This is a genomic window from Pelagibius sp. (assembly GCF_028289705.1).
In the GTDB taxonomy this organism is placed as follows: Bacteria; Pseudomonadota; Alphaproteobacteria; order Kiloniellales; family Kiloniellaceae; genus Pelagibius.
This window is the reverse complement of sequence record NZ_JANQOI010000017.1, coordinates 15,228-30,224: the sequence shown is the minus strand read 5'-3', so window position 1 is coordinate 30,224 and position 14,997 is coordinate 15,228. Positions and strand designations below refer to the sequence as shown.

Sequence of the window (14,997 nt, the reverse complement as noted above, 5' to 3'; positions counted from 1 at the left end):
CAAGCGAAAGAGAGTGACGGTGGCGGGGGGTAGCCATGGCCGGCATTGATCCGAGCGCCAAGATCGACCGGACCGCGACCCTAGGGGAGCGGGTGACCCTCGGCGCCGGCGTCACCGTCGGGCCCGGTGCGGTGATCGAGGACGACGCGGTGATCGGCGCGCGCTGCGAGATCGGCCCGCAGGCCTTCATCGGCCGCTATACCGAGATGGGGCCGGACAACCGGGTGGGGCTGGCCGCCCAGGTGGGGGGAGAACCCCAGGTCATCGGCTGGCAGCCGGTCGCCAGCCGTGCCGTGCTCGGCGCCGGCAACACCATCCGCGAATACGTTTCCGTTCACCGCGGCATGAAGGAGGGCGGCGAGACCCGCATCGGCGACCGCTGCTACCTCATGGGGGCGAGCCATGTCGCCCACGACTGCCGGCTCGGCGACGAGGTGGTCATGGCCAACGGCGCCCTGCTGGGCGGCCATGTGGAGATCGGCGACAACGCCTTCATCTCCGGCAACTGCGCCGTCCATCAGTTCGTACGCATCGGGCGGCGCGTCATGGTGCGCGGCATGACGGCGGTGTGGAAGGACGTGGTGCCCTTCGTCACCCTGGACCAGGCCAACACCGTGCGCAGCCTGAACAAGGTGGGTCTGCGCCGCGCCGGCTTCTCGCGGGAGGTGATGACGGAACTGACCGAGGCCTTTCGCACCATTTTCCGCAGCGAGCACACAGTCACCGAGGCGGTGGCGCTGTTGGACGCGGGGACCCCCTGCGCCGAGGTGCGGGAGATGCTCGACTTCATCCGCGCCAGCAAGCGCGGCATCTGTCTGACCCACTCGACCCAGAGAGATCGCCTGGACAACAGGGCAGCGGAGGCCGGCGACGCGGAGAGCGGCTGAGACCCTGGCGAAGGGTCAGCCGGAGGCCTGGGCGCCCGGCGCTGCGAAGCTGTCCTTGTAGCGGTCGCGCAGCAGGTTCTTCTGCACCTTGCCCATGGTGTTGCGCGGCAGCTCGTCGACCAGGAAGACCCGCTTGGGCTGCTTGAAGCGCGCCAGATCGTCTTTCAGGGCGGCGGCGAGCCCCGCTTCCGTCAGGTCGCCTTCCTTGTCCGGGACGACCACCGCGGCCACGCCCTCGCCGAAGTCCGGGTGGGGCAGGCCGATGACGGCGGACTCGCGCACCCCCTCCACCGCGTCGATCAGCGCCTCGACCTCCTTGGGATAGACGTTGTAGCCGCCGGAGATGATGAGGTCCTTGGAGCGGCCGACGATGGAGATGTAGCCCTCGGCGTCGATGAGCCCGAGGTCGCCGGTGACGAAAAAGCCGTCCTCGCGCAACTCTTCCCGGGTCTTCTCCGGCATGCGCCAATAGCCCGTGAAGACGTTGGGCCCGCGCACTTCGATGCCCCCGACTTCGCCCGCCGGAAGCGCTTCGCCGCTGGCCGGATCGGTGATCTTCACCTCGACGCCGGGCAGCGCAAAGCCGACGGTGCCGGCGCGCCGCGCGCCCGCGTAGGGGTTGGAGGTGTTCATGCCGGTCTCGGTCATGCCGTAGCGTTCCAGAATCGCATGGCCGGTGCGCTCGGCCCAGAGCCGGTGGGTCTCCGCCAGCAGGGGGGCCGAGCCGGAGATGAAGACCCGCATCCCGGCGGTAGCTTCCTTGGTCAAGCCGGCGCAGTCGAGAAGCCGCACGTAGAAGGTCGGCACCCCCATCATGGCCGTCGCCCGCACCATGTCTCCGAGGACCGCTTCGGCATCGAAGCGGGCGCGGAAGATCAGGCTGCCGCCGGCCAGCAGCGTGACGTTGGTCGCCACGAAAAGCCCGTGGGTGTGGAAGATCGGCAGGGCGTGGATCAGCACGTCCTCGGCGGTGAAGCGCCAGCTCTCCTGCAGCACCTCGGCGTTGGAGGCGAGATTGCCGTGGGTCATCATGGCGCCCTTGGATCGCCCGGTGGTGCCGGAGGTGTAGAGGATGGCCGCCAGGTCGTCGCGCCCGCGCGCCACCGCCTCGAAGCCGGGCTCCTGCTCCTCCACGAGATCGGTCAGACTGCCCGCGCCGGCAGCCGAGAGGGTCAGGACCCGGCCGACACCGGCCTCGGCGGCGACACTCTGCAGCGTCTCCAGTTTCGTGGGGTCGCAGACGAAGACCCGCGGCTCCGCGTCGCCCAGGAAGTAGCGCACCTCGGCCGGCGTGTAGGCGGTGTTGAGCGGCAGGAAGACCCCGCCCGCCAGCACCGTTCCCAGGTAGAGCTGCAGCGCCTCGATGGATTTCTCCACCTGCACCGCGACCCGGTCGCCGGGCTCGAGGCCCGCTGCTGCCAGGGCCTTGGCGTTGCGTTCGGCCCCGGCGAAGAGGTCGCCATAGGAGATCTGCGGGCGCCCCGGCGCTTCGGCGAGTTCCGCAAAGCAGACCGCCTCACGGCCGCAGGATGCGGCGCGCAGGCGGCCGGCGAGATGGTTTTCCAGGTAGCGGTTTGCCTCAGGCATGGGCGGTCCCCCATTTGCTGTGTCTGACGAGGCGCTGCACGCCCGACGATGCGGCGATGCTGCCGTCGTTGGCATAGGCCTCGTGGTTCTTCTCGATGTCTCTCAGGTCGTAGAGATAGTTGACCATCACCCCCCAGGCTGTGGCGCGGCCCCGAGTGCTGAGATCGGCGGCCAGGTTGATGCGTTGCAGGCGCGCGCCGTTGCCCAGGTGGAAGCGGGCCACGGGATCGGCGGCGCCGCCGCGCGGGGCGCGGGCCTCCAGCAAGTAGACCGCCGCCAGGGCGCGCAGCTCCTCGCTTTCCAGGGCCTGATCGTCGCGGTCGAAGGCGGCGATCTGCGCGGCGGCCTCTGCCCCCAGCATGCCGTCCTCCGCCGCCGCCTCCTGCTCGGCCCAGCGCCGCAGGCCCGGCACCGGCGACAGGGTGACGAAGGTTGTCAGGTTCTCGAACTCGCGGCGCAGCTCCTCCACCACCTGCTTGATCAGGAAGTTGCCGAAAGAGATGTTGCGCAGGCCCTTCTGGCAGTTGGAGATCGAATAGAAGGCGGCGGTGGTCGCCTTGCGGGGGTCCAGGGGCGGGTGGTCCTCTGCCAGGATCGGTCCGATCGCACCGGGCAGTTCCGCAGTGAGGGCAACCTCCACGAAGATCAAGGGGTCGTCGCCCAGCGCCGGATGGAAAAAGGCATAGAGCCGTCGGTCGGCGGCTGCCACGCGGCGGCGCAGATCGCCCCAGCCGGCGATCTCGTGCACCGCCTCGTAGGCGATGATTTTTTCGAGCACCGCGGCGGAGGTCGACCAGTCGATCCGGCGCAGCTCCAGGAACCCCCTGTTGAACCAGGAGGCCAGGAGATGCTGGAAGTCGGTGTCGAGCGGGCGCAGGGCCGGATCCTCCCGCGCGGCCTCCAGCAGGTCGGCGCGCATGCCGACCAGCGCGGGGGTGCCGCCGGGCGCCCGGTTCAGCCGGCGGATCAGCTCCTGGCTGCGCGGTTCGGAGGCAAAGTGCAGGGCGCGGGCCGCCGCCGGTCCCTCGTTGCGCCAGGCGGCGACGGCTTGCTCCAGCGCCTCACCGTCGACCCCGAAGCGCTTTTCCACCTCATGAAAGAAATCGACACGGGCCTGGTCATCGAGGGTCGCATAGGCATCGAGCACCTGTTGGGCGATCGCCAGGCCCGTCGCTTCACCCTTGCCGGTGAGCAGACGCTCGCAGAGGGTGATGGGGTCGTTGGCCTGTGCCGACGATCCCAGGGTCAGGCTGCGCCCCGCCTCGGCGATGCGCGCGACCAGGTCGTTCAGGATGCTGCTGCTGATCATCCGATTGCGGGTCCCATAATTGCGTTCGGCAGCCAGGTTACCAGACCCGGAAAGATCGAAAGGATGACAATGGCCAAGACCATGCAGACCACGAAGGGCAGGGAGCCTTTGAGGATCGTCTTCAGCGAGATATCCGGCGCGATGCCGTTGATCACATAGAGGTTGAGGCCGACCGGCGGCGTGATCAGCCCGATCTCCATGTTGATGGTCAGGATCACTGCGAACCAGTAGGGATCGAAGCCGGCGGAGACCACGATGGGCAGCAGGATCGGCGCCGACATCAGGATCACCGCGACCGGCGGCAGGAAGAAGCCGGCCACCAAGAGGAAGATGTTGATGGCGAACATCAGGGTCCAACGGTTGACGTCCAGGCCGGCGATCCACTCGGCGATGGCCTGGGTGACGAAGAGGTTGGACAGCATGAAGGAGAAAACCCCGGCGGCCCCAATGATGAACAGGATCATCACGCTTTCGCGGGTCGAATCCCGCAGCACCGCCCAGAGCGAGCGCGGGCTGTAGAGCTTGTAGATGAGGACGGCGACAATGACGCAGAGCAGGGCGCCGACGGCCGCCGTCTCCGAGGGGGTGGCGACGCCGCCGTAGAGGGCGTAGAGCACGCCGAGGATGATGGCGATGAAGGGCAGCACCCGCGGCAGGATCTCGAACTTCTCGACCCAGCTATAGCGCAGCCGGCCGAGGGCGACTTCGCCACCGCCCTGGCGCCAGGTGTCGAAGATCGACCAGGCCATGAACAGCAACACCAGCAGCAGGCCCGGGATCACACCGGCCAGGAACAGGCGCCCGATGGAGGTCTCGGTGGAAATCCCATAGACGATCATGGTCACCGACGGAGGGATCAGGATGCCCAGGGTGCCGCCTGCTGCGATGGAGCCGGCGGCGACGCCGTCGGGATAGCCGCGCTTGCGCATCTCCGGGATGCCCATCTTGCCGATGGCCGCGCAGGTGGCGGGGGAGGAGCCGGACATTGCGGCGAAAAGCGCGCAGGCCCCCAGGTTGGAGACGACGAGCCCGCCCGGCACCCGCGTCAGCCAGCGCTCCAACGCCTCGTAGAGGTCGGCCCCGGCGCGGGTGGAGGAGATGGCGGCCCCCATGATGATGAACATGGGGATCGACAGCAGGGCGAAGTTGTCCAGCTTGCCGAAGAAGATCTCCGGCAGCAGTTCCATGGAACCGAAACCGTCGAAGACGATGAGGAAACCGGCGGAGACGATCAGCAGGCCGGCGGCCACCGAGACGCCGGAGAACAGCACCAGGACGGTGAAGGCGGCGACCAGGGCGCCGAGAACGAGCGGGTCCATGTCTAGTCCTCCCGCGGCTGCGCCGGGCCGACCGGCCCGCCGCTCTCGCCGATCACAGCGATCAGGTCGACTGTCAGTTGCACCAGGAAGAGACCGAAGCCCAGGGGGATCGCCAGATAGGGAATCCACAGGGAAATGCCCCAGACCGTGTCGGACTTCCAGTTGCGCTGAAAGGCGAGGTGAAAGAGCTCGAAGCCGTAGAAAGCGATGACCGCGACCACGGCGATGGTGAGCAGCAGCGTGACGGCCGCCAGGACGCGGCGGGCCGGCGCCGGCAGCAGCATCGGCACCAGATCGACGTTCACATGGCCGCGCAGGCGCTGCACATAGGGCAGCCCGATCATGGTGGCGGCGATCATCAGGTAGACCACCATCTCCGTCTGCCAGATGGTCGAGGCGTTCATGACGAAGCGCATCCAGATCATCTGACAGGTGATGAGCACCGAGGCGAAGATCATCAGGGCGGCGGCAACGCCGCAAACCGTCGAGATGAACGCCACTGCCTTGACGAGACGGCTATCCGCCCAGGCGAATCGGCTGTGGGCCCGATCGCTCATGGTATCGTCTCCCTCAGGTCTGCGCCTTTGATGGGGCGCGGGTAGGTCGGCTGGGAACCGGCGGCAGGGACGATCCTGCCGCCGGTCCGCGAACTGCGGCTTCAGTCGACCGCGAGAGCCAGGTCGAGCAGGGCCTGCCCGCCCGGGGTCTGTTCGACGAAGGCCTTGTAGGACGAGGTCTTGGCGATCTCGCGCCAGGCCAGGAAGTCGGCCTCGGTCATGCTGGCGATCTCGACCCCGGCCTTCTTGAAGGCTTCCACCGAGGCGGCATCGGCCTTCTTGGCCTCTTCCAGATAGTAGGCTTGGGCCTTGGCCGCCGCGGCGGTGAGGGCGGCCTGCTGTTCGCCGCTCAGCCCGTCGAAGGTCGACTTGTTCATCAGCAGCGGCTGGTACATGAACCAGAGCGCGACCTCGCTGGCCGGCGTGTAGCACTTCAGCTGCTCGTAGAGCCGGTAGGACACGAAGCTGGAGGACGAGGTGTTGGCGGCGTCCAGCACCCCGGTCTGCATGGCCGAGTAGATCTCCGAAGACGGCATGGAGGTGATGGAGGCCCCGGCCGCGGCCAGCATCTGCTCGAAGGCCTTGCCGGCGGCGCGGGTCTGCAGGCCCTTCACGTCGCCCGGTCCGGTGATGCAGCGGTCCTTGCCGCCGAAGCCGCCGGCCAGATAGCCGTGGACCAGCACCATGACATCGTCGCCCGCCATGATCTCTTCCAGCTTGGTCATGAAGGGCGAGTCGACGAGGCGGGACCAGTGGTCGTGGTTCTTCACCAGCCCTGGCATGAGGGTCAGGTTGTAGGCCGGCTGCTGGCCGCCGGCGTAAGACAACGGCAGCACCGTCATGTCCAGCCGCCCGCGGGTCAGCGGGGTGTATTGCTCGCGCGGTTTGAACAGCGACTTCGAGGGATAGATCTTGATCTCGAGATCGACGTTCGCCGCGGCCACTTCGCTGGCGACGATTTCCGCCACCTTGTGCCGGACATCGCTGGTCGACCATTGATGGCTGAGCTTCAGCTCTTCCGCCTGGGCCGCGCCCAGCGCCAGGGTGGCGACCGCGGTCACGGTCCCGATGATCTGTCTTTTCAACATGGGTTTCCTCCCGGGGATCTTGTTCTGCGGGGTCTCTTGTTGTGCGCCGCCGGTGCCTTGGTCGGCGAAAGCAGCCTTATCGGCGCTCATGACATACCCTCTATCAGTTTGTGAGTGCACAGTCAACAGCTATGTATACATGAAATGCATTGCTGTATTTTCCAAGATGTAATAGCCTGTTCGGGCGAATCACCAGCGAGGACGCCATGGAGAAGCGGGCAGAGCGCCTGAGGGACGTGCTGGAGGAGGAGATCCTGACCGGGGTCCTGCGTCCGGGGGACCGCCTGGAGGAGCTGCTGCTGGCGGAGCGCTTCGGCGTCTCCCGCACGCCGATCCGCGAGGCGCTGTTCCAGCTCTCCGCCGCCGGCCTCATCGAACAGCGTCCGCGCCGCGGCACCTTCGTCGCCGAGGTCGGGCCGCGGCGCCTGATGGAGATGTTCGACGTGATGGCCGAACTGGAGGCCATGTGCGCCCGCCTGGCCGCGCGCCGCGCGGCGCCCGAAGACCTCGCCGCCCTGCGCGAGGCGCACGAGGCCTGCGAAGCGGCCGCCGAACGCGGCGACTGCGACGGCTACTACTATGAGAACGAGATCTTCCACGAGCGCATCCGCGATGCCAGCCGCAACGAGTTCCTGATCGAGCAGGCCAGCGCGCTGCAGAAGCGCCTCAAAGCCTATCGCCGCCTGCAATTGCGGGCCCGCGACCGGGTTCGGGCGTCCTTCGCCGAGCACGACACCATCGTCGCAGCCATCGAAGCCGGCGATGCCGAAGCGGCGGCCGAGGCCATGCGCGGCCATGTGACCGTGCAAGGCGAGCGTTTCGCCGACCTCCTGGCCTCCCTGGAGAGCCGCACGGCGAAAAGCGCCTAGTGCCTGACCAGGGCGGCCGGTAGGCGCCTTTCTCCGGCGCTAGACCAGTTGGAAGCCGTGGGCGTAGGGGTCGCGCTCGTCGATCAGGATGGTGTTGAGTCCGGTCATGCGCGCCCAGCCCTCGATGGCGGGGATGATGCCGGCGTGGTTGCCGACCCGGGTCTCCGCCACCACGCGCCCCGTGAACAGGCTGCCGATGATGCTCTCGTGAACGAAGCTGTCGCCCACCTGAAGCTGCCCCTTGGCGGCGCGCTGGGCCATACGGGCTGAGGTGCCGGTGCCGCAGGGGCTGCGGTCGATGGCCTTGTCGCCGTAGAAGACGGCGTTGCGCGCATCGGCCCCCGGCTTGGTCGCCGCGCCGGTCCAGAGGATGTGGCTGACGCCGCGGATCGTCGGGTCTTCCGGGTGGACCGGCTCGACCGCCTCGTTGAGGGCACGGCGCAGCAGGGGGGAGCGCCGGAGGATCTCACCCGGCGTCAGTTCCGCCAGATCGCCGTAGCCGGGCTGCGGTTCGACGATGGCGTAGAAGTTGCCGCCGTAGGCGATGTCGACGGTCACCCGCTCGAAGCCCGGGCCCAGGCCGGGACAGTCAACGATCACCGCTTCGGCCGCCAGATAGGCGCCGACGTTGGTGATCTCAACGCTCTCCACGAATCCGTCCTTCAGGGTGTAGCGCGCCTCCACCGGCCCCGCCGGAGTGTCGAGCATCAGCCGGCCGGGCTGGCGCGGCTGCACCAGACCGCGCTCGACGGCGAAGGTCACCGTGCCGATGGTGCCGTGGCCGCACATCGGCAGGCAGCCGCTGGTCTCGATGTAGAGCACCCCGACGTCGCAGTCGTCCCGCGTGGGGGGATAGAGGATGGCGCCGGACATCATGTCGTGGCCCCGCGGTTCGAACATCAGGCCGGTGCGGATCCAGTCGTAGCGCGCCAGGAAATCCTGGCGCTTTTCGCTCATGCTGGCGCCCTCCAGGGCCGGGCCGCCGCCGGCCACCAGACGCACCGGATTGCCGCAGGTGTGTCCGTCGACACAGAAGAAGGTGTTGGGCCGCACCGCCGCTCGATCCCCGCTCATGGGGCGGAGTATCGGGCCGGCTCCGGCCTTTGGCAATCTCCCGGGGAACCGCCGGTCCGGGCCCTCGGACGGCGGGCCAGGGGTCTTTTGTTCGGCCCCCCGGCACGGCTATAGTCGGCTTCTGATGTCGATGGAAAGCCTGGAAAGCCCGAAACCCGCCCCTGAAACCGCGCCGGATGCTGCTGTCGTGCCGGCGGCGCGGCCGGCGGGTGCCGGATCGCTGCTGGCCGACGACGAACCGCAGCCCTTTGAGCTGTTCCATGGCGACGGCCGGGCGCCGGTCCTGCTGATCTGCGACCATGCGACACGCTTCATTCCGCGGGCGCTCGCGTCCCTCGGCCTGGATGAGGCCTGCCTGACCCGCCATATCGCCTGGGACATCGGCATCGCCGAGGTCACCCGGGCGTTGGCCGAGCGTCTCGACGCGCCGGCGCTCATGACCCACTTCTCCCGCCTGATCGTCGATCCCAACCGCCAGCCGGACAATCCCACCCTGATCCCCGAGATCAGCGACGGCGTGATCGTTCCCGGCAACCGCAACCTCAGCCGGCCGGAGATCGAGGCGCGGCTGGACACCTTCTTTCGGCCCTATCACGCCGCCATCGACAGCCAGCTCGACCGGATGACGGCGGCCGGCACCACACCGGTCCTGATCTCCATGCACAGCTTCACGCCGGTGATGAAGGGGGTGGAGCGGCCCTGGGAGATCGGCATCCTGTGGAACCGCGACCCCCGCCTGCCGCAACCGCTGATGGCCAAGCTGCGCGCCACAGGGCTCACCGTTGGCGACAACCTGCCCTATTCCGGCGCCGATGAGCACGGCTATACCCAGCACGTCCACGGCGACCGCCGCGGCCTCGCCAACGCCCTGATCGAGGTGCGCCAGGACCTCATCGACACCCATCACGGCGCCGCCGAATGGGCCGAACGTCTGGGCGATGTCCTGGAAGAGGTGCTGCGCGACCCGGACCTCTACAAGGTGGAGCACTACGGATGATACGGGGGGAGCCGTCCTTCACCGTCGGCATCGAGGAGGAGTACCTCCTGGTCGACAAGGAGACGCGGGATCTGGTGGTCGATCCGCCGGATGCCCTCATGAGCCGCTGCGAGGCGGAGTTGGCCGAGCGCGTCAGCCCGGAGTTCATGCAGTCGCAGATCGAGGTCGGCACCAGCAAGCGCGAGTCGGTGCGCGAAGCCGCCGCGGAACTGGCCGAACTGCGCCGTTGCATCGCCCGGGTCGCCGCCGACTACAACCTGGCGCCCATTGCCGCCTCGACCCATCCCTTTGCCCAGTGGGACGCCCAGAAGCACACCCGCAAGGAGCGCTATGACGTGCTGGCCCGCGACATGCAGGCGGTGGTGCGCCGCCTGCTGATCTGCGGCATGCACGTTCACGTGGGGCTGGACGACGACGAACTGCGCATCGACCTGATGCAGCAGATCAGCTATTTCCTGCCGCACCTGCTGGCGCTTTCCACCTCCTCGCCCTTCTGGCGCGGGGAGATCACCGGCCTGAAGTGCTACCGCCTGTCGGTCTTCGAAGAACTGCCGCGCACCGGCCTGCCGGAGTCCTTCGACAGCTTCGGCGAGTACCAGCGCCATGTCGACGCCATGGTCAGCGCCGGGCTGATCGAGGACGCCACCAAGATCTGGTGGGACGTGCGGCCCTCGGCACGCTATCCCACCCTGGAAATGCGGGTTGCCGACGTCTGCACGCGGATGGAGGACGGGGTCACCATCGCCGCCCTCTACGTGAGCTTGATGCGCATGCTCTATGAGCTGAAGCGCGACAACCAGCGCTGGCGCAAATACGCCAACATGCTGATCCAGGAGAACCGCTGGCGCGCCCAGCGCTACGGCTTCGACGAGGGGCTGGTGGATTTCGGCAAGGGCGAGGTGGTGCGCTACGGCGAGCTTTTGGAGGAGATCCTCTCGCTGGTCTCCGGCCATGCCGAGCGGCTGGACTGCCTGGCGGAGGTGCAGCACGCCCGGGATATCCTGAACCGGGGCACCTCGGCCCACCGCCAACTGGCGATCTACGACGCCGCCATGGCCGCCGGGGCCGAAAAGCGCGAGGCCCTGACCCAGGTGGTGGACTTCCTGATCGAGGAGACGGTGCCGGCCCAGCGGCACTGAAGGTCCGAGACCCCTGGAAATCGCTGAAACAACACCCAGATCCAAGGACAATCTGGTATGGGCCAAGGCCCCGGGAGAGACGAGATGGACGACAAGACCCGCACCGAACTGGAGGCCGCCGCCTTTCGCACCCTGGTCTCCCACCTGCGCGAACGCAGCGACGTGCAGAACATCGACCTGATGAACCTCGCCGGCTTCTGCCGCAACTGCCTGTCCAAATGGTACCGCGCCGCGGCGGAGGACAAGGGCATCGCGATGGACTATGAGGCGGCGCGCGAGCTGGTTTACGGCATGCCCTACGCCGAGTGGAAGGCGAAGCACCAGACCGAGGCCACGCCCGAGCAGAAGGCCGCCTTCGAGGCCAGCCACAAGCACGGTTAGTGCGCTGTCGACTTGCGTCGACTCGGTTCCGGCCCGCTCCCCCGCCCGGCCACCCAATGCGACTATCCTAGTGGGTGGCCGGGCGGGGGAGCGGGCTGGCGCCGTCTTCCCTGCGCGATCCTAATCGCGCAACCCCAACGAAGTTCCCCCGTTATCCACAGCTTTCCCGCATTGTCAGCCCGGCGTCCCGGGTCTAGCCTCGGCGCCCTTCGGATAGCGTCATTCGGTTGATTTCAGGAGAGCAAGCCTATGGCTGACGGCGGCGGCATCGGCGCAGAGCGTCTGCGGTCCTTCGTGGAGCGCATTGAGCGCCTGGAGGAGGAGAAGGCGGCCCTGACCGCGGACATCCGCGAGGTCTACGCCGAGGCCAAGGGCGACGGCTTCGACACCAAGATCATGCGCCAGGTGATCCGCCTGCGCAAAATGGACTCCGGCGACCGCCAGGAACAGGAAGCCGTCCTCGACCTCTACAAACAGGCCCTCGGCATGGTGGGGTAGGGCCCGGGGGATTTCCGGTGCGCCATACGGGGACGAGGCTGGGTCCCGTCTACCGGGGTATCGTCAGAACAGGCCGGTGCCGGCCGCGCGTGCAAGCCGTTCGGCGGTGGCATTCCCAACCTGGCGCTTGACGAACTCCTCGAATTGCTTGAGCAGCGCCTGTCGCTCCTCTGCCGGCAGTGCCTGGAATTGCTCTTCGGTCAGACCTTTGGAGTTCAGGAAGGCCTCGAGGTAACGCTCCTCCGGAGTCTTGGCCACGTAGTCCAGGAAGGCCTGCACCGCGTCGCTCTTGCCCTCCGCGACCGGGCTCTCGGCTGCGGCACCTGCCCTTCCGGCCGAAGCCTCGTCGTCGGCTTCGCCCGCCTGCGCCATCTGCTGGGCCCGGATCGCGATTTCGATCTGCTGCGTTTTTTCCGCCGGCAGTTGGAACGCGCCATCGCGCTGAATAGCAAAGGCGGTCGCAGCGGCACCCGGATTAGCTGAAGCGAAGGTCTGTCGGGCCTCCAGCATCGTCTCTAGTCGCTTCAGAAAACTACTCTGACCCGCATTGGGAACCTTGGCACGCCTCCGCGCGCCCAGGTCCTGATGGTCCATCGTGCCTGGCGCGAATGAATGGCCGGTGGGAATGATCGTCATGCCTGGCCTCTCCGTGTGCCGCTTTGTGGAGCAACCTCAGTGGCCCCATTGCAAGCAATAATGACGCCAAAGGCACAGGTTTCCGGTCTTAACCATCGTCGGGACGCGTTGCCGCCATGTGCGTTCGGCTGCCGTTCCGCCATGGCGCACAAATCTCTGTGCCGGCCCGGTTTCGGCCCGGCAAGCTTTACCGTCCCGGGGAAAGTTCTGCCGCCTAGCGATCGCGTATGTCTGCCAACATCTCATCGCAATCGCCCCCGGCGGATGGACCGAGGGGCTGAAAGGCGAACCGGTAGTTGCCGGCAGTGAGCGTCGCCCAGACCATTCCGTGGCGGGCATCGGTGCACACGTCCCACGATCCCATAGATTGCTCTGTTCCCTTTAGCTGTCCGGGCACCGGGTCGAGGTTAACGCCGCCGGTTCCTATCGTAACTTGCGCAACATCGATCTCCTCAGGCTGCACAATTTGCAGCAAGTGACGGTCCCCAGAGAGGACCAGGTCGACCCCCGTTTCTCCGTCCGCCCCTACGGACCGCGATGCTGCCAACATCATCGCAGACGATTTGGGTGCCCATTTCGCTTCGTGGGCCTTTTCAACGGCAAAGACCGGCACGTGAGTGATCAGCCAGTCCAACCCGGTATCTGACGCCAGGTACTCGACATGTTCGAACTGCCGCGTAAATCGTTCGCAACCGGGTTGATCTTTGGGGTCTAGCCGGCTCTCCGAATTCTGCGCCTCTTCTGAACCGATTGACCCGCAGTTCGACCCCAGCGCTCTTGCGCGCTCGGCGGCGAAAGCGTTGGAACTGTCGGTCACGATGAGCCGCCGGCCGTTGGGCAGATCGAGGGCGTAGCTCGGCACCAGGTGGGCGCGGTCGGTGCTGGCGCAGGTGTCGGTCCCGCCGTCGCCGGGGCGGTAGTCGAAGAACAGCAGCCAGCCGCGCGGGGCGTCGCCGCCGCAGCCTTCGTGGTTGCCGCGGACCATAATCCAGGGGGCCGCCTCCAACAGCGGCTTTGCCGGGCGGAAGAACTCGTACTGCCAGGCCGCCCAGAAGTCGCCGCCGCCGTAAATGAAATCGCCCAGGTGGATCACAAGGTCCGGGGTACCGCGGCCGCTTCCGTTTTCCTGACCGGCGACATCCTCGGCCAAGTGTGCAAAGGGCCAGTTTGCCCCGCTGCAATCCTGATCGCGGTCGTCGCGGCATCCGGTATCGCCGAAGATCGCCAACAGCTCAGGTCCGCTGTCGGCGTGCAGGCGCGTGGACAAGGCGATGCTGCCGCCGTCTGCGAAGGTCACGGACCGCGCCCTTTCCGGGTCTACGAGTGTGGCCTCGCAAACGAGCACGGGGTAGCGCTCGACGTCCGGATTGCGGCGTTCCCGAAGGACGAGGCTGTGGAGCCCGGCGCCGGCACCGACCGCGGCGCCGTAGCGGACCTTAACGGTTGGGCAGTTGGCCTCCGGCGACAGGACGGTCCGGACAAGGAAGCCGAAGCCGCAGCGATCCGGCAAAGGTGCATCGGCGATCTCCGCTGCCGGCAACCAGGGCGGCAGGCTGCAAGCCGGCTCCGCCGGGACGACCTGGACCCAACGCGCCAGCAAGGCCGGCCCCGGTACAGGCGATGGAAGGGCGGCGGACGTGGCGCCATCGGAGCCCGGCTGGGCGGTCCCGCCTGCCTCGGGTCTGCCGGCCGGGGTGTCCGGCCAGGTGAAGGCTCCCTGGTCGAGTTCATCCAGGGAGTAGGCCCCGAAGAGCAAGGCGCCCGATGCAGCGAGGCCGGCGCCGAGCTTCGTAAGATAAAGCAGACGACTTGGGGGGAACACAATTTGGGACGGATCGGCATCGGCGCTCAATTTGGGCGCAAGAAGCTGCTGCCTATTGGACCAGGCGTAAGCGGCCACAACCAAAAGCAATCCAAGTCCGATAATCCGAACAATGAGATCGTCGATCTTGGCGATGAGCCAACTTGCTACTTCGATGCCGAACGCAACTGATTCAACAAGTTCCATGGCACACCCCCCTGCTTTGCGCCCTTCCCGAAACCTCTTCACGAGCTGGCTGAGCAAAGCCAATAGCGGCAGCCAGAGCTTTCCGGTGAACCGAAGAGGCCAGCCCCTTCACGGCTACCGCCGATGCAAGTCTAGGTGTCTTTTGTGACTTCATTATACCACTTCTGTGTGCTGATGTGTTGCGCCTACCCCGAATTTGAAGGCTCGTCTCCAGGGGCGTTGACGCTGTCTGGTTTGGCGGCGGATACTTCCCGCGACCGCAATCGAAGAGGGACGGCGAAGCGATGGTCTTACGCAGACACCACGACATGGGCGGGCTGGACGCGGGGCCGGTGGACCCCTCCGGTCCTGGGGCCGAGCACGACTATGCGCCCTGGGAAAAGAAGGTGGACGCCATCCTGCGCCTGGTGAGCGACCAGAAGCGCCGTATCATCACCGTCGACGAGCTGCGCCGCGGCATCGAGGAACTCGGCCCCGGGGTCTACGACGAGCTCAGCTACTATGAGCGCTGGATCGCCTCCATCACCAACCTCCTCGTCGAGAAAGGCGTCATCGAGATCGACGAACTGGGCCGGCGCATGGCGGAGATCACCGCCGACTGGCCCGCCGGCGGCGTCGCCGACGCCGAGCCCAAGGCCTGAGCGGGAG

Annotated in this window: 15 protein-coding genes; 7 read left to right on the top strand and 8 right to left on the bottom strand. The window is 67.0% G+C overall.

From position 1 onward, the window contains the following. Positions 1–35: 35 nt before the first annotated feature. Positions 36–887, top strand: a complete 852-nt coding sequence (gene lpxA / locus Q0996_RS01720; RefSeq protein ID WP_299615357.1) for an acyl-ACP--UDP-N-acetylglucosamine O-acyltransferase — start codon at positions 36–38, stop codon at positions 885–887. A gap of 15 nt (positions 888–902) precedes the next feature. Here lpxA and Q0996_RS01715 read toward each other — a convergent pair whose 3' ends face one another. The 5 genes from Q0996_RS01715 to dctP all read right to left on the bottom strand — a co-directional run bounded on the left by Q0996_RS01715 (position 903) and on the right by dctP (position 6,747). After that, complete coding sequence (locus Q0996_RS01715; protein ID WP_299615355.1) at positions 903–2,474, bottom strand: malonyl-CoA synthase; 1,572 nt, start codon at positions 2,472–2,474, stop codon at positions 903–905. Further along, on the bottom strand, positions 2,467–3,783 hold the full coding sequence (locus Q0996_RS01710; RefSeq protein ID WP_322096623.1) for a malonyl-CoA decarboxylase: 1,317 nt from the start codon (positions 3,781–3,783) through the stop codon (positions 2,467–2,469). The genes Q0996_RS01715 and Q0996_RS01710 overlap by 8 nt, the downstream gene beginning before the upstream one ends. Continuing rightward, a complete protein-coding gene (locus tag Q0996_RS01705; protein ID WP_299615354.1) occupies positions 3,780–5,102 on the bottom strand; it encodes a TRAP transporter large permease in 1,323 nt (440 codons plus the stop codon). Before Q0996_RS01705 ends, Q0996_RS01710 begins: the two co-directional genes overlap by 4 nt. Positions 5,103–5,104: 2 nt before the next feature. Beyond that, on the bottom strand, positions 5,105–5,659 hold the full coding sequence (locus Q0996_RS01700; RefSeq protein WP_299615352.1) for a TRAP transporter small permease: 555 nt from the start codon (positions 5,657–5,659) through the stop codon (positions 5,105–5,107). Positions 5,660–5,760: 101 nt separating this feature from the next. Then, complete coding sequence (dctP, locus tag Q0996_RS01695) at positions 5,761–6,747, bottom strand: TRAP transporter substrate-binding protein DctP (RefSeq protein WP_299615349.1); 987 nt, start codon at positions 6,745–6,747, stop codon at positions 5,761–5,763. A 206-nt stretch (positions 6,748–6,953) separates the two neighbouring features. Here dctP and Q0996_RS01690 point away from each other — a divergent pair, with 206 nt between their 5' ends. Continuing rightward, a complete protein-coding gene (locus Q0996_RS01690; protein ID WP_299615347.1) occupies positions 6,954–7,616 on the top strand; it encodes a GntR family transcriptional regulator in 663 nt (220 codons plus the stop codon). A gap of 39 nt (positions 7,617–7,655) precedes the next feature. Here the strand turns inward: Q0996_RS01690 and Q0996_RS01685 are convergent, their stop codons facing one another. Beyond that, positions 7,656–8,690 carry a 4-hydroxyproline epimerase gene (locus tag Q0996_RS01685; RefSeq protein ID WP_322096622.1) on the bottom strand — a complete coding sequence of 345 codons (1,035 nt, stop codon included), beginning with the start codon at positions 8,688–8,690 and terminating at the stop codon, positions 7,656–7,658. A 124-nt stretch (positions 8,691–8,814) separates the two neighbouring features. Here Q0996_RS01685 and Q0996_RS01680 point away from each other — a divergent pair, with 124 nt between their 5' ends. From Q0996_RS01680 to Q0996_RS01665, 4 genes are all read left to right on the top strand, one after another. Next, positions 8,815–9,687 carry an N-formylglutamate amidohydrolase gene (locus tag Q0996_RS01680; RefSeq protein WP_299615345.1) on the top strand — a complete coding sequence of 291 codons (873 nt, stop codon included), beginning with the start codon at positions 8,815–8,817 and terminating at the stop codon, positions 9,685–9,687. Then, positions 9,684–10,826: a carboxylate-amine ligase gene (locus Q0996_RS01675; RefSeq protein ID WP_299615343.1), complete on the top strand. Its 1,143-nt coding sequence runs from the start codon at positions 9,684–9,686 to the stop codon at positions 10,824–10,826. The genes Q0996_RS01680 and Q0996_RS01675 overlap by 4 nt, the downstream gene beginning before the upstream one ends. Before the next feature lie 84 nt (positions 10,827–10,910). Beyond that, positions 10,911–11,207 (top strand): DUF1244 domain-containing protein, encoded by a 297-nt coding sequence (locus Q0996_RS01670; protein WP_299615341.1) that lies wholly within the window; start codon positions 10,911–10,913, stop codon positions 11,205–11,207. Between the two features lie 249 nt (positions 11,208–11,456). Beyond that, entirely contained in the window at positions 11,457–11,705 is a 249-nt protein-coding gene (locus Q0996_RS01665; protein WP_299615339.1) for a DUF2312 domain-containing protein, read from the top strand. Positions 11,706–11,768: 63 nt separating this feature from the next. On the opposite strand, the gene Q0996_RS01660 is transcribed toward Q0996_RS01665, so the two are convergent. Together Q0996_RS01660 and Q0996_RS01655 are read right to left on the bottom strand one after the other, a co-directional pair. Continuing rightward, positions 11,769–12,341 (bottom strand): hypothetical protein, encoded by a 573-nt coding sequence (locus tag Q0996_RS01660; protein ID WP_299615337.1) that lies wholly within the window; start codon positions 12,339–12,341, stop codon positions 11,769–11,771. 214 nt (positions 12,342–12,555) lie between these two features. After that, the gene (locus Q0996_RS01655; protein ID WP_299615336.1) at positions 12,556–14,349 is read right to left on the bottom strand and encodes a metallophosphoesterase; all 1,794 of its coding nucleotides are present in this window, start codon (positions 14,347–14,349) and stop codon (positions 12,556–12,558) included. A 284-nt stretch (positions 14,350–14,633) separates the two neighbouring features. On the opposite strand from Q0996_RS01655, the gene Q0996_RS01650 reads away from it, so the two are divergent. Next, positions 14,634–14,990 carry an SH3-like domain-containing protein gene (locus Q0996_RS01650; protein ID WP_299615334.1) on the top strand — a complete coding sequence of 119 codons (357 nt, stop codon included), beginning with the start codon at positions 14,634–14,636 and terminating at the stop codon, positions 14,988–14,990. The last annotated feature ends 7 nt before the right edge of the window (positions 14,991–14,997 follow it).